Below are 21589 nucleotides of genomic sequence, written 5' to 3'. Positions count from 1 at the left end.
GAAGTTAATTTTAGGAAATTTCCAAAGGTTGCGACCGTAGATACTGCAATTTACAAAAAGTTAATTTATTTATTTTTACTTTTCAGCCAATGTTATAAAAATTGACTTAAAATGGAAGCAAAACGCATTAGTAGTAGGATTATTACTCATGTTATGGCCCCTTGTTCGATATTGGGGAAGTGGATTAATGATTGCGGGAATATGCCTAACTCAACTGATTGGAGTTGATCTATTTATCCCTATGGTTTCTGCCCAGACCTATCAGGATACTCTCAATCAAAAAATGGCTATTCTCAAAAAGTCTGAAGAACGTTGGATTGAAGTTAATCTCTCCACACAACGTTTGATTGCTTGGGAAGGGAACAAACCAGTCTATGCCATTATTATTTCCACGGGAAAGAAGGGTACCCCAACAATTCCAGGTATATTTACCATTCAAAGCAAACGAAGCATTGATCGGATGAGAGGAGCAGATTATGATATTGACGATGTTCCCTATGCCCAATATTACAGCGGCGGTTACGCAATTCATGGAGCCTATTGGCATAACAAATTTGGCACACCAGTTAGTCATGGTTGCATTAATCTAGCGGTTGATCATGCAAAATGGTTATTTAATTGGTCGGAAATAAGCACTCCTTTGGTTATTCATTATTAATGATAAAATTTATTGTGTAATCTGGCATTTTTATTTGGTCAAATTTATCCATTGATTATCATCATAATTTAATAAAACAGTAAGATTGTAAAGATTTTTCTAAGAATATGCCCAACAAGCCTCAGTTTCGACAATCTAATCTTGTTTCCCATTTCAATTATTTTAATTCACCAGAAAGTATTCCTGGAACATTAAATCTTTCCCCCAATGCCCCTCCACCGAGAATAATTTTAATTGATTACAATAAAAATCAAGCCACAAAAATAGAGTTAAAAAATCCCCTGGATTGTGAAGCTTATGTTGATACTGAATCCGTATCCTGGATTAACATTGACGGCTTGGGGAATCACACAACTTGGGAACAATTAGGTGAGGTATTTAAACTTCATCCTGTTGCTTTAGAGGATATTGTTAACGTCCCCCAACGTCCGAAAGTAGTTGAATATGAAAACCATTTAATTTTTATTTCTCGGATGGTAACCCTGGATCAATCATCTCAAACTTTTATCAGTGAACAAATTAGTTTTATTTTGGGTAAACATTATTTGTTGACCATCCAAGAAGAACCAAAATATGATTGTTTATTTTCCGTTAGGGAAAGAATTCGCACTAAAAAAGGGGCAATTCGACAAAAGAATGCTGATTATTTATTTTATGCTTTAATTGATGCTATTATCGATGGCTTTTTTCCTGTGATGGAAGTCTATGGTGAACTAGTTCAATCTTTACAAAGTGAGATTATTTCTTGTCCAACGAATAAATCATTGGCCAAGATTCATCAATTACAACAGGATTTATTAATTATGAGACGGGCTATTTGGCCCCAACGGGATGCAATTAATTCTTTACTTCGGGATGGCAGTGATTTAATTTCTGATGAGGTGCGAGTATTTTTACGGGATTGTTATGACCACACAATTCAAATCTTGGATATGATAGAAACTTATCGAGATTTAGCATCTAACCTAACAGATATTTATCTTTCCTCTGTTAGTAATCGAATGAATGAAATTATGAAAACACTAACAGTAATTTCTAGTATCTTTATTCCGCTAACTTTTATTGCTGGGATCTATGGTATGAATTTTAATCCTGATAAATCTCCTTGGAATATGCCAGAGTTAAACTGGTATTGGGGGTATCCTGTGATTTGGATGGTAATGTTGACAGTGGGAGGGATGATGCTTTATTTTTTTTGGCGTAAGGGTTGGTTTAGAAATCTTAATGATGTTGAAAAAGGAAATAGATAATTTTTATTTATTAATTCATTGAAAAAAACTGAGCAACGAGGCGAAGATGCTCATGAATAACTAAGCCTGTGAAGAAGTGATTTTCATGTTTTGGGGCGGGAAGTGTCAACTTTATTTTCACAACATATTTTTCTGACATTTTAAATAAGAAAATTTAATGTATAAATCTTTAGCTTTTTTTACGATTGATTTAGCGGACAAGAAAAATAATTCTAACGTCAGTAATTTAAGCTTATGATCGTTTTCGATTAAAATGAAAGCTTGTTGCTATTTTTTCATCTCTATGCCTCCATCTGCTTCTTTTCAGGGCCAACCTTTGATTACCTGGCATACTCTTTCTGCAGATCAAGTCGTCAGTGACTTACATGGCGATCGCCAACAAGGATTAAGCCAGCAACAGGTGGCTGAAAATTTGCAAGTTTATGGAAAAAACGAGTTGATAGAAACGGGGGGGAGAACTTCCTGGAACATTTTAGTTGATCAGTTTACAAACATTATGTTGTTGTTGCTGATCGCTGTTGCAGTGATTTCGGCCGCAATTGATATTTATCAAGCCCAACAATTGGGTAAATTTATTTTTCCTAAAGATGCAGTTGCTATTTTTACCGTTGTATTACTGAATGGTATTTTGGGGTATGTGCAGGAACGGGGAGCGGAAAAGGCCCTAGCAGCCCTCAAAGACCTATCTACGTCCAGGGTGCGAGTCATTCGAGAGGGCAAAACCACCGAAGTGGAATCCACGGAGTTAGTACCGGGAGACCTGATTCTGCTAGAAGCAGGGGTTAAAGTTCCCGCTGACGGTCGTATTTTAGAAGGGGCCAATCTCCAAATTCGTGAAGCCGCTTTAACGGGGGAAGCAGAAGCGGTAATGAAACAGGGAGATGTGCTGTTACCCGCCGATAGTGCCTTGGGCGATCGCCTAAATTTAGTTTACTCCGGCACAGAAGTTGTCCAGGGCCGGGGCACAGTGATCGTGACCGCAACGGGCATGAAGACAGAATTAGGAAAAATTGCCTCAGCCCTGCAATCTGTAGAACCGGAACCCACTCCCCTCCAAAAGCGCATGACCCAATTGGGCAATGTGTTAGTCAGTGGTTCTTTGATCTTGGTGGCGATCGTCGTTGTGGGGGGAACGCTCTTCAAACCGGATTTGTTTATGCAGTTGGTTGAAGTATCCCTTAGTATGGCTGTTGCTGTGGTTCCCGAAGGACTACCCGCTGTAATTACCGTCACCTTAGCCTTGGGGACCCAACGCATGGCCAAACGCAATGCGCTGATTCGTCAACTGAGTGCGGTGGAAACCCTCGGTTCCGTAACGACCATCTGCTCTGATAAAACGGGCACTTTGACCCAAAATAAGATGGTGGTGCAGTCTATTATTAGCGATCGCCATCGTTTAGTGGTTACAGGGGAAGGCTATAATCCCGTCGGTGAGTTTCAAGCAGGGGAGGGAGAAGATTTAAAGATTGAAAATATCCCCGAAATTGAAAAATTATTAATGGCATGTATTCTCTGCAACGATGCCATTTTACAAAAGGAAAATGGACAATGGGCGATTTTAGGCGATCCCACGGAAGGGGCTTTATTGGCCTTAGCGGGTAAAGCAAATATTTTTAAACACGAACAGGAACAATATTTTCCCCGGATAACAGAATTTCCCTTTTCCTCAGAACGCAAGCGCATGAGTGTCATTGTCCAAGATGGGCAGGGAAAAATTAACACCCCCGACAGTTATGTGATGTTTGTCAAAGGTTCCCCTGAGTTAATCCTAGAACGCTGTACCCACATTCAAGTCGGAAGCGAAATCTTACCCATTAGTAAAGAAAAGCGTAGTTATATTCTCGAAAAAAATAATGATTTAGCCGGCCGTGGCCTACGGGTATTGGGCTTTGCCAGCAAAGTTTGGACAACGTTACCTGCCAACACCACTGATGACATTGCCGAACAAGAATTAACTTGGTTGGGGCTAGTGGGAATGTTAGATGCTCCCCGTCCAGAAGTGCGAGATGCCGTGGCTAAATGTCGGGCCGCCGGGATTCGACCCGTGATGATTACTGGAGACCACCCCCTCACCGCCCAGGCGATCGCCCTTGATTTGGGCATTGCGGAACCAGGGGCAAGGGTCGTTACCAGTCGGGATTTAGACAATTGCAGTGAAAAAGAACTAGCGGAAATTGTTCATACAGTCAGTGTTTATGCCAGGGTTTCCCCCGAACATAAATTAAAAATCGTCCAAACCCTCCGCAAACAACATGAAGTCGTAGCCATGACCGGGGATGGAGTCAATGATGCCCCGGCGTTAAAACAAGCTGATATTGGGGTCGCCATGGGCATCACGGGAACTGATGTCAGTAAGGAAGCCAGTGACATGATTTTATTGGACGATAACTTTGCCACCATCGTCTCAGCGGTGGAAGAAGGTCGTGTTGTCTACACTAATATCCGCCGTTTTATCCGCTATATCCTGGGCAGTAATATTGGCGAAGTTTTAACAATTGCGGCGGCTCCTTTAATGGGGTTGGGAGGCGTTCCCCTCTCTCCCTTGCAAATTCTTTGGATGAACCTGGTCACCGATGGAGTTCCCGCTTTAGCCCTGGCCGTGGAACCAGGCAAAGCAACCGTTATGCAACAGTCCCCCAAAGACCCCCAGGAAAGCATATTTGCCCGGGGTTTGGGTTCTTATATGGTTCGTCAAGGTTTGATATTGGCCATTGTGACCATTGTGCTGATGGTGTGGGCCTACAACTATACCCCCAACCATTTAGAGGGCGGACTTTCCCCCAATCGCTGGAAAACTATGGTATTTACCACCCTCTGCTTAGCCCAGATGGGTCATGCCCTCGCCATTCGTTCTTTGACCAGTTTGACCGTTGAAATGAACCTTTTTTCCAATCCTTTTTTGCTGGTGGCTGTGGTCGTTACCTCTTTATTACAACTGTTATTGATTTATGTTGAACCGCTGCGGGCATTTTTTGGAACCCATTATTTACCTGCCAACGAACTGTGGGTTTGTGTTGGCTTCAGTGCCCTAATTTTTATCTGGATCGAATTAGAAAAAGTCTCTGTTCGACTGTATAGTAGTTTCAAATAAAGCTGAGACGCTAAACGCCACGGTAAGAACGGATAATTTCATCAAGAGACGTGTCAATAGGAGCGTACATTCTAGCTCGTTTCAAGGCACTAAAGTCATGCTCAATATCATTTAAATCAGGAGAATATTTCGGCAAAAAAAGAACTTCATGACCTGCTTCTTTAGCCAATTCTTTAATGGCAGTTTTACGATGAATAGGAGCATTATCCATTATTAATATTGATGGAATGTCGAGGGAGGGTAGCAAATATAATTTTAACCATCCTTCAAAGCCTTCTGCATTCAAACTCCCGGTAAAAACCATCGGCGCAATCAAATCTTTTTTTCCTTTTCTTCTCCCTGCTACTAGATTTTCTCTGACTCCCCTTTTTCCTTGTCTATCTCCATAAACTTTTTTTCCTTTTTTTGACCAGGCATATAGTAGTTTCAAATAAAGCTGAGACGCTAAACGCCACAGTAAGAACGGATAATTTCATCAAGAGACGTGTCAATAGGAGCGTACATTCTAGCTCGTTTCAAGGCACTAAAGTCATGCTCAATATCATTTAAATCAGGAGAATATTTCGGCAAAAAAAGAACTTCATGACCTGCTTCTTTAGCCAATTCTTTAATGGCAGTTTTACGATGAATAGGAGCATTATCCATTATTAATATTGATGGAATGTCGAGGGAGGGTAGCAAATATAATTTTAACCATCCTTCAAAGCCTTCTGCATTCAAACTCCCGGTAAAAACCATCGGCGCAATCAAATCTTTTTTTCCTTTTCTTCTCCCTGCTACTAGATTTTCTCTGACTCCCCTTTTTCCTTGTCTATCTCCATAAACTTTTTTTCCTTTTTTTGACCAGGCATAAATACAAGCCTGGATTGCTTCGAATCCAGATTCATCTATGTAAACTATAGCTTGACTACCATAGAGCTTAATTAGTTCTCTTAACATTCTATAGTACTTAACTCGTTCCTCCCGGTTTCTTTCTCGATAACGTAGTTCTTTTTTTTTTCTGTTTATTTTCATTTTCTTTAATGCGTAATATACGGCACTCGGCCTCACTCCAAATTTCTTGGCTCTGTCTATCAATCTTGCATCGGGATTTTCTTCTACGTCTTTTTTTAGAGCTTCCCAGTCTAATTTCCTATGGCGACGCTCTACTTTTATTGGGCTTAAATCTACTCTATTTAACCATCTGTATATCGAGGCTTTTCCTATTTTATATATCTTGGAAGCCTCAGTTATTTTTCCTCCAGCTTCTATATAAGCTACTACCCTTTGCCTTAAATCTAAACTGTAAGCCATTGTTTAAACCTGTTCATTTTGTACACTCCATAATTTTACATTAAATTCTCTCATCGTTAATTGAAATGACTATAAATACAAGCCTGGATTGCTTCGAATCCAGATTCATCTATGTAAACTATAGCTTGACTACCATAGAGCTTAATTAGTTCTCTTAACATTCTATAGTACTTAACTCGTTCCTCCCGGTTTCTTTCTCGATAACGTAGTTCTTTTTTTTTCTGTTTATTTTCATTTTCTTTAAGAAAGTGTTTGAAAAGTTTTAAGCAAGCCTTTGAAGCATGAGATGAACCATGGCAACATAGAGCATGGTCTCACTGGTGGTAGGTAAATATTCATAATCCTTGCTTAAACGACGATAGCGACCAAACCAAGCAAAGGTGCGCTCGACTACCCAACGGCGGGGTAAGACTTCAAAACCTTTTTGTCCCTGCTTTTTGCTGACGACATTCAAATTCCAACCAAAAGTATGCTCCACCCAATAGATAAAATCCTTTCCGCCAAAGGTGCTATCAGTCCATATAACTTGCAGGCACTGCCAAAGGGGAGCAAACCAGGTAGCAAGTAGAATCAGACCCTGATGGTCAGAGCGATGGGCACCATGGACGACAACATCGAGAAGTAATCCCATGGTATCCACGAGGATTGTACGTTTACGACCATTGACCTTTTTTCCGCCGTCATAGCCAGTTTCTTGGCCAGTTCCAGCCTTTTTAAGTGACTGTGAATCTAAACAACCGGCACTAGGGTGAGTATTTCTTCCAGCTTTGAGCCGAACTTTCTCACGGAAGATACGATTTAATTTTTTCCAGGTACCATCTTCGTGCCATGGCTGGAAATAACCATAGACCGTTCGCCATTTAGGAAAATCATGGGGCAGAAGTCGCCAGGCACACCCCGTTCTGAGCATGTAAAAAATAGCATTGAGTATCTCCCGCAGACTAGTTTTCCGTTTTCTTCCCCCAGTTTTTGCTTTGGGTAAATGGGGTTCTACCAATTGCCACTGGCTATCTGTGATGTCCGTGCTGTAAAATTCTCGAATTATCATTAATTATGGTGAAAATTTTATTCTTTTCACCATTTTCCATTCTTCACCCTACTTTTCAAACACGCTCTAATGCGTAATATACGGCACTCGGCCTCACTCCAAATTTCTTGGCTCTGTCTATCAATCTTGCATCGGGATTTTCTTCTACGTCTTTTTTTAGAGCTTCCCAGTCTAATTTCCTATGGCGACGCTCTACTTTTGTTGGGCTTAAATCTACTCTATTTAACCATCTGTATATCGAGGCTTTTCCTATTTTATATATCTTGGAAGCCTCAGTTATTTTTCCTCCAGCTTCTATATAAGCTACTACCCTTTGCCTTAAATCTAAACTGTAAGCCATTGTTTAAACCTGTTCATTTTGTACACTCCATAATTTTACATTAAATTCTCTCATCGTTAATTGAAATGACTATATCAACATTTTGCCCGTTAACCTCCATCGATAATTGTTTAAAAGGTAATTTTTTAAAAACTAAACTATCCCGGTTTGACACTCCCCTCTTGCCTCCGATGCTACTGAAAATGGCAGGCCCCCAAAATTAGTAGGGGCGTTTTTATCTCTAACAATTCGGTGATCGCCAAAGGAAACGAGTCCACAAATCCAGAGCCTATGGGTAGACTCCGATACATCGGCGGCGATTACCTGATTGATGGCTTAGGTTGTTAGCTTGTAGAATTGGGGCCTTGGTTGCCTAAGACTTTCCGCTTGTTCCTCGATCCATTCTTCTTTCCGCCATACCATAGGTCACCGCCCAGACTAAACTTGGCACAATATCTTTTCGAGCCCATGGCTTCTCCACGATGGCTAAAAATGATTTGCAATCTCTCTTGTCAGCTTCCGCAATGACTACTGCCGAGGCATTGTCTTTTTATGATTCCTTGGAACCTGTGGATCTCGCTTTTATTACCGGGCGTTGGCAAGGCAAGGGAATTTCCACTAATCATCCGATGGACGGCATATTAGAGATGATCTGTTGGTACGGCAAGGAGTTTATTGATGCGGAAACAGTTCATCCTTTGTTATTTAAAAATACCCAGGGAGAAATTTTCAAGCTCAGACCAGATCCAACTGTGATGGCACTCTCCCTAAATTTTCGTATCAATCGTTATCCATGGATTGCCCCAGGACTGCGTTGGTTCACTAGTTTTTTTAAAACTGAAGTTAGCCAAGCACGTTTGCGAATGATGGAAAGCCGTGGTGTAGTTACCGCCACTATGATTTACGATTATTTACCTATTAATGACTCTTTTAAGAAAATTGATGATAACTCCGTATTTGGTTTGATGGACTATAAACCTATCCCTCAGCCTTTTTTCTTTTTGCTGCAACGGTGTGTGTTTTGAGTCTGATAAGTTTTGCCCATACCTTCTCCTCATAACTGCCGTAATCTGAGTGATTGCGTACATTTAAAATCTAATGGAGCACTTCAGCAAGGGATTTTTGGGGAGAGTTGTAATAGGGTCTGCTCTAGGATTTGATGACGAAGACTCTGTTTTTGAGCTATTATATTTAACTATAAATAACATCACTAAAAAATGGCAACGCTCTATCCAAGATTGGCGAGCTGCTACTTCTAATTTTGCTGTTCTTTTTTTTGAACGCTTTTCACTTTAATTCTCCCCTTTAGAGCGTGTTTGAAAAGTAGGGTGAAGAATGGAAAATGGTGAAAAGAATAAAATTTTCACCATAATTAATGATAATTCGAGAATTTTACAGCACGGACATCACAGATAGCCAGTGGCAATTGGTAGAACCTCATTTACCCAAAGCAAAAACTGGGGGAAGAAAACGGAAAACTAGTCTGCGGGAGATACTCAATGCTATTTTTTACATGCTCAGAACGGGGTGTGCCTGGCGACTTCTGCCCCATGATTTTCCTAAATGGCGAACGGTCTATGGTTATTTCCAGCCATGGCACGAAGATGGTACCTGGAAAAAATTAAACCGTATCTTCCGTGAGAAAGTTCGGCTCAAAGCTGGAAGAAATACTCACCCTAGTGCCGGTTGTTTAGATTCACAGTCACTTAAAAAGGCTGGAACTGGCCAAGAAACTGGCTATGACGGCGGAAAAAAGGTCAATGGTCGTAAACGTACAATCCTCGTGGATACCATGGGATTACTTCTCGATGTTGTCGTCCATGGTGCCCATCGCTCCGACCATCAGGGTCTGATTCTACTTGCTACCTGGTTTGCTCCCCTTTGGCAGTGCCTGCAAGTTATATGGACTGATAGCACCTTTGGCGGAAAGGATTTTATCTATTGGGTGGAGCATACTTTTGGTTGGAATTTGAATGTCGTCAGCAAAAAGCAGGGACAAAAAGGTTTTGAAGTCTTACCCCGCCGTTGGGTAGTCGAGCGCACCTTTGCTTGGTTTGGTCGCTATCGTCGTTTAAGCAAGGATTATGAATATTTACCTACCACCAGTGAGACCATGCTCTATGTTGCCATGGTTCATCTCATGCTTCAAAGGCTTGCTTAAAACTTTTCAAACACTTTCTTAGACAAAATTTAGACCACTCTCATTTTTTTAGAGGAAATACTATGGATTACAGTCATCGTATTGTTAACCTCTGGACAGTGTTTTTGTTGGCAATGCTGTTTCATACTGATTTGGGATTAATGCCCCTTTTTCATGATTTGAGTGTGGCGGAGTTCCATGGGCAAACTATGGCCGATGTTTCTCCAATTTTTTGGCTGATGTTAATCTTTTTTATACTGCCACTATTTGCTATTATCGTTATTTCTTTTAGTCAGTCCCGCAAAGTACGTCAGGTTCATTTTGGCTTAACTGTAGTATATTCAGTGCTTAACTTAGGGCATTTGATTGCTGATCTTAGCTTAGAAACGATTGTTTGGTACCAAATATTTTTAATGATATTTCTATTTCTGCTGGGATTACTAATTAATGCCGTTTCTTGGCGTTGGTTAAAGACTGTTAAATCAACTCTAGTTCATTCTATGTCTGGCTCTAAAAACTGATCTTACCTGAAAAATATAAGCAACGATTTTTACTTAGAGCTGTAGCTTTTTCTTTAAATATACTTACTAGTTCTACTACAGCTTTTAAGTTAGAGCTTTAATCGCCAACCCAACTCCTACTTATTTTCTCTCTGTCAATTCCAAGGACTACTAGCCCAAATCAAGTTAAATTGTACGTTCAGAGAGTAGGAAAAGCACCGGCAATTCATCCCCTAAATCTAACTGTCCTTCGGGGGGCGCTGGACAAAACCCCTGCTGGAACCCTTTCGTAAATTTGCGCCGATCAAAAGCTATCCGCAAGCAGATTTTTGTTAATCTTCCAACGGATAGCTCTACCCTTAGCTGAGGAAGGGAAAGAAAACTTACTTGCTCCCTGGGAGGGATTTAAAGCTAACTGACGGGTGCCAATTCAACAAATTGGGTTTTAAAGACGTCCTGGGTTCCCAAGACAACTTCCTCAGTACCCGATACAGAAGAGGGCACAGCAATATCGAGATAGATCAAACCATTATGGTTGGAGCTATCAGGAACAATCACCATCCCCCTGGCGCCTGCGACATTGTAACGTTCAGTCCCCGCATCCAAGAAAATCGAAGCCCCCTCTTCAATTTCAAAGGTAATGCGATAGTTTCCTGCATCAGTGAATTTGAACGGTTTACCCGAGACGCCGGAAATAACCTTACCTGATACGGCTAATTCTGAACCAAATGCTGTGCTAGCAGCGTAGTCTTTGGTCCCAATGCCAAGGCCAACCCATTGGTCCCCGTTCCAGTCCAGTCCTGTAACCGGATCATGTTCGAATTTTTGAATGGTTAGGTTCATCACCTGGGACGGTGCATAGACGGTGGCTAAGTCACTGCGATAGATGGGAAGACCACTATCCCCCAGTTGGGTAAAGGCATCATCGGCACTAGCAAAAGTCTGTTGCAACGATGCTGCTGTATAGCGAGTGCCCTGAACTTCGGTCTTGCCTTGACCATCAATTTGTTCCATATGGTAGGCGAGTTGCCCATCATCGGAGATAAGAGGATCCCCAATATCTTTAAATAAAGCCAACTCGATTCGGACAAACTGACCTAGCTCAATCCTGGCAGACTCTAGGGCATCCCCCACGTCAACTTTGTCGATGGCGATCGCCCCTGTTGCTTGTTCGTTATAAGCTTGCCAAGTGTTGCCTTCATTTTTTTGGGCAAACCAGTAATAATCATCACGGGTGCCGGGTACAAAATAAGGATCCGTTAGGGTTAGGCTATTCATGGCTCCCCGTAGAGCTAAAGGCGTAACTCCGGAGGGAAAAATGACAGGGAAGGACAGGTTATTTTCGACTGATTCTTCGCCGTGGCCTTTGCCATCTGGCGGCCCACCACCACCCTTATCGGTTGGCAAACCACCGCCCCGTTTACCTTGGGACGAAATTTGAGTGATCGCCGCCAAATTAGAGGCAGCGTTAGCAGATACACTCCCACCTCGTTGGCCCAGAGTTAAGGTTGGAGTTGTTAGTTCAAGGCTAGATAGAAGAGTTGATTTACTTAGGGTAGGTTTACTTCCTTGTTTATCCGATTTTCCTTGCCCTTGACTGTAGAGATTGTAGAGGATGCCTACATTTTGTTGATCCCCTAACTTACTTGACGAATTAGAAGACATGACAAACCCTCCCTTTCTGGTTTTAATCCCCAGAAAATAGTGTTTTTTGTGGCATTTTTGACAAAGTAGCCAGCAAAGTAGATAAAAGTTCAATCACTCAGAATACCTAAGTCAACTGCTCATTTAACAAACAGCAATTACCGTGTTTACCCCCATTACTAATTCTTTGACAGCAAAGACTGAGAATTTTGGATAGATCATCCTTCATTTTTTCCATTTCTTTGATTCCACTTTCGAGCTGAAGGATTTTGCTCGTGAGCTTATGATAAATTTCGTCGCAAGTCAGGGATTGTTGACTTTGTAAGTGGAGAATGTCGGCAATCTCCTCCAGACTAAACCCCAAATCCTTGGCATGACGAATGAAACTCAGGATCGCCAAATCTTTCTCTTGATAAACCCGATAACCAGATTGGTTGCGCTGGGGATGATCGACTACCCCTATGCGTTCGTAGAAATAGAGAGTCTGCGGATTTAATCCCAGTTTGCGAGCGACCTCGCTGACGGTTAACATAATGCTCACCCTCCCATTTCTTCTCTGTCTCTACTACAATATATTCCCTATACTTAGGTATAAGGTTGTAGGTTGATATAGTTTGTTACAAAAAAAGGACGATTTTCTCCCAGTTTCTTATCAGTAAAGGATAGCTAGAACTCTTCGCAGTGGGTAATGTGGTCAGTTTCGGAGCAATATTCGTAATTTGGCGATCGCCTACCTAACCCCCAGTAATTTTTGTCTTAGTTCTCGACTGTCAGGAGCGGTCAGCCCCTTGGCGAGCAATTATTCCAATGCCTAGAACTATTAGAACGAAGAAAATCAACACTGTATTGAGCAAATCCCCTTGATTTAACCCACTTAAAAAAGCAATAGTAGCAGTTGCTAATAGTAGAATTGTCACACTACCAAGGATTAAAATAGAACGGGAAAGGATACCACGGCGATAGTGATCCCGCAGTAGGGAAATGGAAACAAGACCATAGACCAATAGCAATGCTAAAGTCCCAAAAGTACCACAAACATCGTTAATATCATCGGGTTTTAACCCCATTGCTAGCAGAACCAAAGTACCCAAAATACAAATCCCTAACCCTAAAGTTAAGGAGCCCACCGGAGTGTGGAAAGCAGGATGAATTTTAGTGCTGAATGGAGGAAGAATTTTTTCTTTTCCTAAACTTAAACCAACCCTAGCCAGAGCACTAAATACCCCTAAACTTGCACTCAAAAAACAAACAGAGGCGCTAAAACTAATTACCATCGCCGCCGTCGGAATTTGTAAAAAATCGCCGAGACTAACAAGCGGACTGGCTGAGTTGAGAATATTGCTGGGAGCCGCTTTAAAACCCAGTCCTAAAACATAAGCCCAAACCAAAAATAGTGCCCCTGGCAGCAAAGTAGCAATGCGTAGAGCTTTGGGAATATCTTTGAGGGGATGGAGAGATTCACGTCCTAGGGTAGCTGCACTTTCAAATCCCACAAAACTCAAAAAAGCAATCATTAAGCCCGAACGTACTTGGTTGCCTGTGGCGCTGGTGAGTTGAAATTCTGACAAATCAAATTTAATACTATGGTGGAATAAAATAACACTACATAACCAGAAAATTATAATAATTGAAACACTTTCTAACACCAACATCATTCCATTGGATACTCGCACATCCCGTGACACTAGCCACCAAATTAATCCTCCCAAAACCACAACAAAAAACCACAGAGGCAGTTTGGGTCCGGCCATCCCCATTAGAATTGCAAAACTTTGACTGGCCATGGCCAGCAGTAGTATGCCAAAGCCGCCATAGGCCAGTAAGAGTAACCAGCCCGTTAACCGTGCAAAAGTTACCCCCAAACCTTGCAAAACATAGGTGGCTAAGCCCGCTGTCCCCGCTTCCTGCCTGGCAAAGGTAATCAGCACTTGGGACACTAACAAAATACAAAGACAAGCAATCAGGTAAGTGAGCCAACTACTGTTCCCGGAACTGAGATAGACCTGGGGAATGTTGATCACAGCGGTTATGGTTGGCCCTACAACGGCGATCGCCTGGGTGGTGACCTGAATTAATCCTAAACAGCGATTAAGTTGGGGGACAGAAGAAGAATTAGTCAGTACCGTCATAAATCCCTATCATGAAAATCCAAGCTAATTTCGTACACTTTACCGTGAATCAATCTCTTCTCCGGCAACTTTAATCTGCGATTGAAAAATTTCTGAGCGAATCTCAGATTTCTGGGGGGCGGTGCGATTGCAAATATATTTTACTCGTTGATATTATCTATACCCTCAAATTTCCAACCCGTTTTTGTCCTTTCAAAATAATATTTAATCGGACGATTTTCGCTTGATTCAGGTAGCTGTTTAAAGGTGCAATAAATAGCATAACCCTTTCCCTCTTGCTTCGGTTTAGTCGTTTGAAAACATCTCTTCACATCGGCTTCCATATTCAAAATATCGTCGTAACCTTGCAAAAATTCAGTTTCTGTTTTTATGCTTTCTATTCCAAATGGCATCGAAAGGGGAAATTTTGTCAATCTGGCAACGGTGGATTTGTCACTGTTAACCACTGCAGTTTTGAATTGTTGCCAAAAGGAATTAAAGTCAGTTTCGGCAGAAATGGTCGCAGATAACCAAAAAAAAGTGGCAGAAAAAATTCCCATTAGTAAATAACCATTTTTGAACATGAGTCAACATTCCTTCTATCTACAAAGTTTACAAGTTTCCATAACTAGCCATATTCAGTAAGCTATCGTTTTTTGGTCAATGCAGGGAGGATAAAATAAAGAAAAAAGGTAAAATTGATAAATCATTTAAATTATTTGGTTGGCTATGTTTTGGATTCAAACAAGAAAAAGAGACTTAAAAATCTTATGTTTGTTCATCGTTTAAGCTGTCACCAATTTTTGTAGGGATGTTGAGTCAAATTGACGTTGTAATAGCGAGCATCATCCGTGACTTCTTTCCCAATCCAGGGGGGTAAACTTATTTTTTCGTCAGCTTGGGATAATTCTACTTCCGCCAAAATTAGACCCTGGTTATCCCCCAAAAATTCGTCCACTTCCCAGGTTTTTCCTTGGTAATCGAGGCAATAACGATATTTTTCAATCAGGGGCGGTGAACAAAGTTCAGTCAAAATTTGATTAGCATCCACTGCGGGAATTTCATACTCAAATTCCAAACGGGCCATGCCGGTATTTTTACCCTTAATAGTGAGATAGGCCCGATTGCCAATGGTACGGACTCGAACCGTGGTTAAATCCTTGGTCGCAATGTAACCTTGACGGTACAAATAACCCTGGGCTAAATCCCGCCAGCGGTCATCTTTAACCAGGAATTTACGTTCAATCTCGATGGCCATAACCTCCGCCCCCCGGTGTTTTAATTATTAGGCGATCGCCAGGGGCCACATCCACCTGGGCGCAACTATCTAACCGTACCTTATCCCCAGAACGACGCAGTAACCAATTTTCCCCCACGGCTCCTGCTTCTCCCCCGGCCAACCCAAAGGGTGCCACCCGCCGCCGATTAGCCAAAATAGCTACTGATAGAGGTTGAAGGAACTTAAACTGGCGCACAATGCCGTTGCCACCGGGAAATTTACCTGCGCCACCGCTGTGGGGCCGAATGGCGAATTGTTCCAACAACACCGGGAAACGACTTTCTAAGATTTCTGGATCTGTCAGGCGGGAATTAGTCATGTGGGTTTGCACTGCGTCACAACCAGCAAAACTAGGGCCAGCGCCACTGCCTCCTGCAATGGTTTCATAGTATTGATATTGACCATCTCCAAAGGTGAGGTTATTCATGGTGCCCTGGCTGGCGGCCAAACAACCCAACGCTCCGTATAACGTGTCGGCGATCGCCTGGGAAGTTTCCACATTACCGGCCACCACGGCGGCGGGATATTGGGGATCGAGGAGGCAACCGGGGGGAATAATAATTTTTAACGGTTTGAGGCAACCGGCATTGAGGGGAATGGGGTCCTGTACCAGGGTGCGGAAAACGTACAAAACCACTGCTTGTACCACCGCTTTGGGGGTATTGAAATTATGATCGCCCTGGGGAGAAGTGCCGGAAAAATCGATTATGGCGGTGCCTTGGGAGGCGTTAACGGTGATAGTTACCGCAATGCGAATGCCGTTATCCATTTCTGTGACAAATTGACCGGATTTCAGCTTGGCGATCGCCTTGGTTACTGCTTGTTCGGCATTATTTTGCACATGGGCCATATATTGCTGAACGGTGTTTAAACCATACTGGGCTACCATACTTTCTAAACCCATTATGCCCCGTTGATTGGCGGCAATTTGAGCAGAAAAGTCAGCTAAATTTTGTTCGGGATTGCGAGCTGGATAAATGTTATTAAGCAAATGATTACGAATTGCTTGCGTTTGTAATTCCCCTGCTTTAACTAACAACTCATTGTCAAATAAAATACCTTCTTGGTTAATATTTTGACTGTGGGGAGGCATGGAGCCGGGGGTAATGCCGCCCAAATCTGCTTGGTGGCCCCGGGAAGCAACATAAAACAAAATTTCCTTACCCGCAGAGTCAAACAGGGGCGTTATCACTGTCACATCCGGTAAATGGGTGCCACCGTTGTAGGGATTATTGGAGAGATACACATCCCCCGGTTGCAATTGCTGATGGCGATCGTGCAAAAGAGCTTTGACACTTTCCCCCATGGAACCCAAATGCACAGGAATGTGGGGCGCGTTGGCTACCAAGTCTCCATTGGCATCGAAAATGGCACAGGAAAAATCGAGCCGTTCTTTAATGTTGACTGAGCTAGCGGTGTTTTGCAGCACAATGCCCATTTCTTCGGCAATAAATTGATAAAGGTTTTTGAATATTTCTAGGCGCACTGGATCGACTTGATTCCCACTAATAGTTTCATAACTATCAGTATTTACCTTAACTTCCAATTCCTCTTTGTTATTAATTGAATCAGGAGCAGCTTTTGTTTGATTAACTATTTTTTCCAACACCAAATGGCAAGGTTGGGGTTCCCATGGGGATGCTTGGCCCAACTGGGCTTGCCAACCGAGATCAACTACAATAGTACCAGTCTCTTCCGCAATCATTGCTGGCCCGGTAATTACCTGGTGTGGAGCTAACTGCTGACGTTGGTACACAGGCATGGCATGCCATTGGCGATCGCCATAAAAATCCACCATTTCTAAAGCTTGGGCCGGTTTTACCACTGAAGCTAAACAGGGTTCCGGCGGCAAATCTAGAGGTTGAATATACTCTAAACTAATAGCAGCAATGGTGAGGGGAGTGCCTGTTTGATTAAACCCATAGCGTTGTTGATGTTGTTCTGTAAATTGAGTGATTAAACTGGTTAAATCTGGGCAAAAATCAAGACTTAAGCTAGTGTCAGTTCCTCGATATTTCAAATCAATTTGACGACGTATTTCCGGTGATTTACTAAAATTTTCTGCTTTACCATTGCTGTTGGAACTATTAACAAAAGTTTCAGCTAACTGGGTTTCTAGGGTTTGATAATTGCTTAGTAAGCTCTCTAAATTATCCGCTGTTAAAGGTTGCTCAATGGTCATGGCCCGCAAAGCCCGCTGCTCCGCTAAACCCATGCCATAGGCTGAAAGGACACCGCTGTAGGGATGAAGAAAAATCTTACTAATACCTAGGCGATCGGCCAATCGACAAACTAGCTGACCCCCTGCCCCGCCAAAGCAGCATAGGGTATAGCTTTCCAAGTCGTAGCCCCGTTGTAAACTGATTTTTTTGATGGCATTGGCCATATTTTCTACGGCGATCGCCAGAAAGCCATCCGCCACTTCCTCTGGTATAGGTTTAATTGCAGTGAATTGAGCTATTTGATTTGCCAAATCGATGAATTTTTCCTGAACAATATCAATATCTAAGGGCTGATTTCCTTCTGGGCCAAATACAGGGGGAAAATAGCTTTTTTGCACCCGTCCCACCATGACATTGGCATCGGTTACTGTTAACGGCCCGCCCCGACGGTAACAAGCTGGCCCAGGGTTAGCCCCCGCAGAATCGGGACCTACTTGGTATCTTTGCCCGTCAAAGTGCAAAATGGAACCGCCCCCTGCCGCCACTGTATGAATGGCTAAGCTTGGTACCCGCAGACGTACCCCGGCGATTTCCGTCTCCCATAATCGTTCATAGGTACCGTTAAAATGGGCCACATCGGTGGAAGTGCCCCCCATGTCAAAGGTAATAATGTTGCGAAAGCCTGCCCGCTGGGAGGTTTTGACAGCGCCGACAATGCCCCCCGCTGGGCCAGAAAGAATGCTATCCCGTCCCTGGAAATGACTACCATCCACCAGACCTCCATGGGACTGCATAAACTGTACTGTTATGCCTGGTAATTGTCCTTGCACTTGGTCAACGTAACGCCGCAGTAAAGGGGAAAGATAGGCATCCACAACGGTGGTGTCGCCACGATAAATGTATTTAATTAGGGGGCTAACTTCAGAGGAACGGGAAATTTGAGTAAAGCCAATGTTTTGGGCAATTTCAGTAATAATTAATTCATGGTCAGGATAAAGATAACTGTGCATTAAGGCGATCGCCACACTGCGAATTCCTTGGTCATAGGCCTGTTGTAAATCCTGGTGAATCCTATGCTTATCTAGGGGTTGTAAAATTTCTCCCTGGGCATTAATTCTTTCCATCGCTTCAATGACCGGGCCATAGAGCAAGCTAGGCTTTTTAATCTCCAAGGCAAAAATGTCCGGCCGATTTTGATAGGCGATCGCCAACCCGTCTCGAAATCCTTGGGTCATCACTAAAACTAGGGGATCTCCTTTCTGTTCCAGCAACGCATTGGTGGCTACGGTGGTGCCCATTTTAACCATGCTAACTTTTTCTGGGGCGATGGGTTCGTTGGAAGATAAACCTAAAATAATTCGGATGCCATGGATAACTGCATCGTCATAAAGTTCCGGATTTTCTGATAATAATTTAAATAAAATTACCGTTTCTTTTGTGGGTAGGATAAATACGCTAAATCGCCTATCTTTAGCGGAATGTTGGGCTAATTTTGTATCTTTGGTAATGGCAACAATATCGGTAAAGGTGCCGCCCCGGTCCACAAAAAATTTGGTCATGATTATTTTTATCTTAGGCAATTAATTTCTGCTTAAACATGGCTGGAGTAGACCAAACTTGATCCTCTAGCCATGTTTTTATTGATACTAATTAACGTTCCCTGGCAATGACCCAAATGGCATGGACAAGACCGAGGATATACAAACCAAAAATGGTCAGCAGTAGGTTAATCCAAAAGTCTTTGCCAATACCCACTTGCAGGAAAACCCCCAGGGGCGGCAATAGAATCGCACAAATGATCTTAACAATATCCATTAGTTCACTCCAATATGTCGGGATAATTAGGTTCTTTTGACAGACCAAGGGAAAATGAGCACAGAATTGTCGCACTGACTATGCTATCCCATTGACTAATTTTGGTGAAATTAACTTTAACAGTACTACCAAAATCCAGATAAATTTTCTTCCGTTTTTCCCTTTGCTCCATGGCGATCGCCTAAGGAAAACGGCTTTAACGAAAGTTAATAAAAGAGTCCTGACGGAATGAGATCCTTTTCGTAAAACTAGGGTAATATTCCTATAAGTTTGTCTGTATGAGGCAACGATACGGCTATGAAAATTATCTTCAGTCCCAAAAACGTCCTTTCTATTTCTGGTCTGTCCCTATTGAGCACCTGCTTGGCGGCTTCCCCTGCTTTGGCTGGCTACTCGGCCATCGCCCAGGGAGTAAGGGGTTGGGGTTGGGCCACTGGTTACTCAACTATGGAAAAGGCAAGACAGGCCGCAATCCGTAACTGTCGAGGTAATGGTGGCGGAAGTTGTTCTGTTTCTACAGCAGAAAAAGATGACTGGTACTTTGTCGGTGGTTATTGTGGTGGTATGCCCTATACCGCTGCTTCTAAGCATAACTGGAATGTGGCGGCTGATATTTTAAGAAGGAAAGCCAAAAAAGATGGGAATTACAATTGTCATATTGAAGTTGAAAGATAAGTTTTTTACAGTTCAATTGATTGAATTAAAGTTGAATTTAAGTATTTCAATTTTTTGATTTTAGATAAACAAACAACATGAATGTCCAAGTACTCGACCGTTATGAAATTGTTAAATCCCTTGGTTCAGGAGGATTTGGCGATACTTTTTTAGCCAAAGATACTCAGATACCATCTCAAAAGCTGGTGGTAATAAAACGTCTTAAACCAGCCAATGCAAACAGTAATACCTCCACTGAGTTAATTCAAAAATTGTTTGAAAAAGAAGCTTCAGTGTTAGAAGATTTAGGAGAGCACAACAGTCAAATTCCCAAATTATATAGTTATTTCTCAAACGATAATGAATTTTACTTAGTCCAAGAGTATATTCAAGGAGTTAGCCTAAATGAAATTGCTCCTATTAGTTCAGAACAAGCAAAGACTATTCTTTCTTCTCTTTTAACTACCCTTAAATACATTCATAGCAAAGGAATTATTCACCGAGATATTAAGCCAGAAAATATTATTTTGCGGGACAGTGATCACTTACCCGTTCTGATTGATTTTGGTGCTGTTAAGGAAACTATGGGGGCTGTTACTTTAGGCTCAGGTTCTACTGTTAGCTCTGTAGTTATTGGCACTAGGGGATTTATGGCTCCTGAACAAAGTTCGGGACGTTCTGTTTTCAGCACCGATCTTTATGCTTTAGGACTGACTATTATTTACACTCTTACCAAGAAGTTGCCAGTTGAATTTTCTAGCGACCAGCAAACAGGCCAATTAGACTGGCAAAGTCATGTATCTAAAATCGATTCTGTCTTGGCTAAAGTAATCAATAAAGCCATAGAAATGGAGCCTAGTCGTCGTTATTCCAGTGCCGAAGCAATGTATCAGGCTCTACACTCCTTAATTAGTTCTGGGGCTGAGCCAGCACTTCCAATGGAAACTGTTCGAGTTGCACCTAGTAATGAATTTTTAGTCACGAGAAGTTCCACCAAAACGGCTGAAACTGTTGTTAAGCCCGTCGGTAACTCTCATAATAACTACTCGAACAACAATGGAAAATCAAAAATTGCAACGCTGTTAACTGTTCTTATTGGGATTATTGTGGTCACTGCTGGTTTAGGAGGTGGGTTTATAATTACTCAACAAATTAAAGAAGCTGAAGCTAGGGCGGCTCAAGCTGAAAAAGAAAAACAGGAAGCAGAGCAAAAACGAATAGAAGCAGAGCAAAAAATTGCCGAGAATGAAAAACGTCAAAGGGAATTAGAACAAAAACGAGTAGAAGAAGAACGTCAAAGACTAGCTGCTGAGGCCGAACGAGCTAAGCAAGAAAGGCAGCGTTTAGCCGCAGAAAGACAGAGAGTTCAAGTTTTAGCAAATCAGGCAAAGGCTATGGCCAGCGGTGCTAGCGCAACTATTGGAGGAATTCCTGGATCTAAAAATATTCGCTCTGGTCCGGGAACAGATTATGGCGTTATTACTCAAGGCTATACAGGTGAGGGTTTAGACATCTTAGATAGTAGTACTGATTCCAGTGGCCATGTTTGGTATAAAGTTTATCACTATGGTTCAGGATCAACGGGGTGGATTGCCAGTCAATTAGTAAACTTTTAGACTTGATTCTAA

18 protein-coding genes and 2 pseudogenes are annotated in these 21589 nt (G+C 42.2%); 8 read left to right on the top strand and 12 right to left on the bottom strand.

Features of this window, described 5'->3' with window-relative positions:
- The first annotated feature begins 148 nt into the window (after window positions 1-148).
- The 3 genes from SYNPCCP_RS14455 to SYNPCCP_RS14445 all read left to right on the top strand — a co-directional run bounded on the left by SYNPCCP_RS14455 (window position 149) and on the right by SYNPCCP_RS14445 (window position 4999).
- Window positions 149-658, top strand: a complete 510-nt coding sequence (locus SYNPCCP_RS14455; protein ID WP_010873970.1) for a L,D-transpeptidase — start codon at window positions 149-151, stop codon at window positions 656-658.
- Between the two features lie 107 nt (window positions 659-765).
- Complete coding sequence (gene corA / locus SYNPCCP_RS14450; RefSeq protein ID WP_010873969.1) at window positions 766-1908, top strand: magnesium/cobalt transporter CorA; 1143 nt, start codon at window positions 766-768, stop codon at window positions 1906-1908.
- A 253-nt stretch (window positions 1909-2161) separates the two neighbouring features.
- Window positions 2162-4999, top strand: a complete 2838-nt coding sequence (locus SYNPCCP_RS14445) for a cation-transporting P-type ATPase (RefSeq protein WP_010873968.1) — start codon at window positions 2162-2164, stop codon at window positions 4997-4999.
- Between the two features lie 10 nt (window positions 5000-5009).
- Here the strand turns inward: SYNPCCP_RS14445 and SYNPCCP_RS14440 are convergent.
- The 5 genes and pseudogenes from SYNPCCP_RS14440 to SYNPCCP_RS14425 form a co-directional block, all read right to left on the bottom strand.
- Window positions 5010-5420: pseudogene (locus SYNPCCP_RS14440) on the bottom strand (transposase); the annotation flags it as partial.
- A gap of 23 nt (window positions 5421-5443) precedes the next feature.
- Window positions 5444-6292 carry an IS630-like element ISTcSa family transposase gene (locus SYNPCCP_RS17065; protein WP_010873460.1) on the bottom strand — a complete coding sequence of 283 codons (849 nt, stop codon included), beginning with the start codon at window positions 6290-6292 and terminating at the stop codon, window positions 5444-5446.
- 154 nt (window positions 6293-6446) lie between these two features.
- Window positions 6447-6527, bottom strand: coding sequence for an IS630 transposase-related protein (locus SYNPCCP_RS17910; protein WP_071822665.1), 81 nt, complete (start codon window positions 6525-6527; stop codon window positions 6447-6449).
- A gap of 27 nt (window positions 6528-6554) precedes the next feature.
- On the bottom strand, window positions 6555-7340 hold the full coding sequence (locus SYNPCCP_RS14430; protein WP_010873213.1) for an IS5 family transposase: 786 nt from the start codon (window positions 7338-7340) through the stop codon (window positions 6555-6557).
- A gap of 58 nt (window positions 7341-7398) precedes the next feature.
- A pseudogene (locus SYNPCCP_RS14425) lies at window positions 7399-7680 on the bottom strand (IS630 transposase-related protein); the annotation flags it as partial.
- Between the two features lie 461 nt (window positions 7681-8141).
- On the opposite strand from SYNPCCP_RS14425, the gene SYNPCCP_RS14420 reads away from it, so the two are divergent.
- The 3 genes from SYNPCCP_RS14420 to SYNPCCP_RS14405 all read left to right on the top strand — a co-directional run bounded on the left by SYNPCCP_RS14420 (window position 8142) and on the right by SYNPCCP_RS14405 (window position 10320).
- Window positions 8142-8684, top strand: a complete 543-nt coding sequence (locus tag SYNPCCP_RS14420) for a DUF4334 domain-containing protein (RefSeq protein WP_010873964.1) — start codon at window positions 8142-8144, stop codon at window positions 8682-8684.
- A gap of 350 nt (window positions 8685-9034) precedes the next feature.
- Window positions 9035-9820 (top strand): IS5 family transposase, encoded by a 786-nt coding sequence (locus SYNPCCP_RS14410; protein ID WP_010873213.1) that lies wholly within the window; start codon window positions 9035-9037, stop codon window positions 9818-9820.
- Window positions 9821-9882: 62 nt separating this feature from the next.
- Entirely contained in the window at window positions 9883-10320 is a 438-nt protein-coding gene (locus SYNPCCP_RS14405; protein WP_010873962.1) for a hypothetical protein, read from the top strand.
- A 390-nt stretch (window positions 10321-10710) separates the two neighbouring features.
- Here the strand turns inward: SYNPCCP_RS14405 and SYNPCCP_RS14400 are convergent, their stop codons facing one another.
- From SYNPCCP_RS14400 to SYNPCCP_RS16600, 7 genes are all read right to left on the bottom strand, one after another.
- Window positions 10711-11964, bottom strand: coding sequence for a hypothetical protein (locus SYNPCCP_RS14400; RefSeq protein ID WP_010873961.1), 1254 nt, complete (start codon window positions 11962-11964; stop codon window positions 10711-10713).
- A 106-nt stretch (window positions 11965-12070) separates the two neighbouring features.
- Window positions 12071-12484 carry a heavy metal-responsive transcriptional regulator gene (locus SYNPCCP_RS14395; RefSeq protein ID WP_010873960.1) on the bottom strand — a complete coding sequence of 138 codons (414 nt, stop codon included), beginning with the start codon at window positions 12482-12484 and terminating at the stop codon, window positions 12071-12073.
- 229 nt (window positions 12485-12713) lie between these two features.
- Entirely contained in the window at window positions 12714-14072 is a 1359-nt protein-coding gene (locus tag SYNPCCP_RS14390; protein ID WP_010873959.1) for an APC family permease, read from the bottom strand.
- A gap of 140 nt (window positions 14073-14212) precedes the next feature.
- Window positions 14213-14635, bottom strand: a complete 423-nt coding sequence (locus tag SYNPCCP_RS14385; RefSeq protein ID WP_010873958.1) for a hypothetical protein — start codon at window positions 14633-14635, stop codon at window positions 14213-14215.
- A gap of 209 nt (window positions 14636-14844) precedes the next feature.
- The gene (locus SYNPCCP_RS14380; RefSeq protein WP_010873957.1) at window positions 14845-15309 is read right to left on the bottom strand and encodes a CYTH domain-containing protein; all 465 of its coding nucleotides are present in this window, start codon (window positions 15307-15309) and stop codon (window positions 14845-14847) included.
- Window positions 15293-19051, bottom strand: coding sequence for a hydantoinase B/oxoprolinase family protein (locus tag SYNPCCP_RS14375; RefSeq protein ID WP_010873956.1), 3759 nt, complete (start codon window positions 19049-19051; stop codon window positions 15293-15295). Before SYNPCCP_RS14375 ends, SYNPCCP_RS14380 begins: the two co-directional genes overlap by 17 nt.
- Window positions 19052-19142: 91 nt before the next feature.
- A complete protein-coding gene (locus SYNPCCP_RS16600; RefSeq protein WP_014407150.1) occupies window positions 19143-19307 on the bottom strand; it encodes a YqaE/Pmp3 family membrane protein in 165 nt (54 codons plus the stop codon).
- A gap of 297 nt (window positions 19308-19604) precedes the next feature.
- Here SYNPCCP_RS16600 and SYNPCCP_RS14365 point away from each other — a divergent pair, with 297 nt between their 5' ends.
- A complete protein-coding gene (locus SYNPCCP_RS14365; RefSeq protein ID WP_010873954.1) occupies window positions 19605-19982 on the top strand; it encodes a DUF4189 domain-containing protein in 378 nt (125 codons plus the stop codon).
- A 77-nt stretch (window positions 19983-20059) separates the two neighbouring features.
- The gene (locus SYNPCCP_RS14360) at window positions 20060-21577 is read left to right on the top strand and encodes a protein kinase (protein WP_010873953.1); all 1518 of its coding nucleotides are present in this window, start codon (window positions 20060-20062) and stop codon (window positions 21575-21577) included.
- Window positions 21578-21589: the final 12 nt, after the last annotated feature.

The sequence above is a fragment of the Synechocystis sp. PCC 6803 substr. PCC-P genome (assembly GCF_000284455.1).
In the GTDB taxonomy this organism is placed as follows: Bacteria; Cyanobacteriota; Cyanobacteriia; order Cyanobacteriales; family Microcystaceae; genus Synechocystis.
This window is presented reverse-complemented; position numbering and strand designations above follow the sequence as displayed.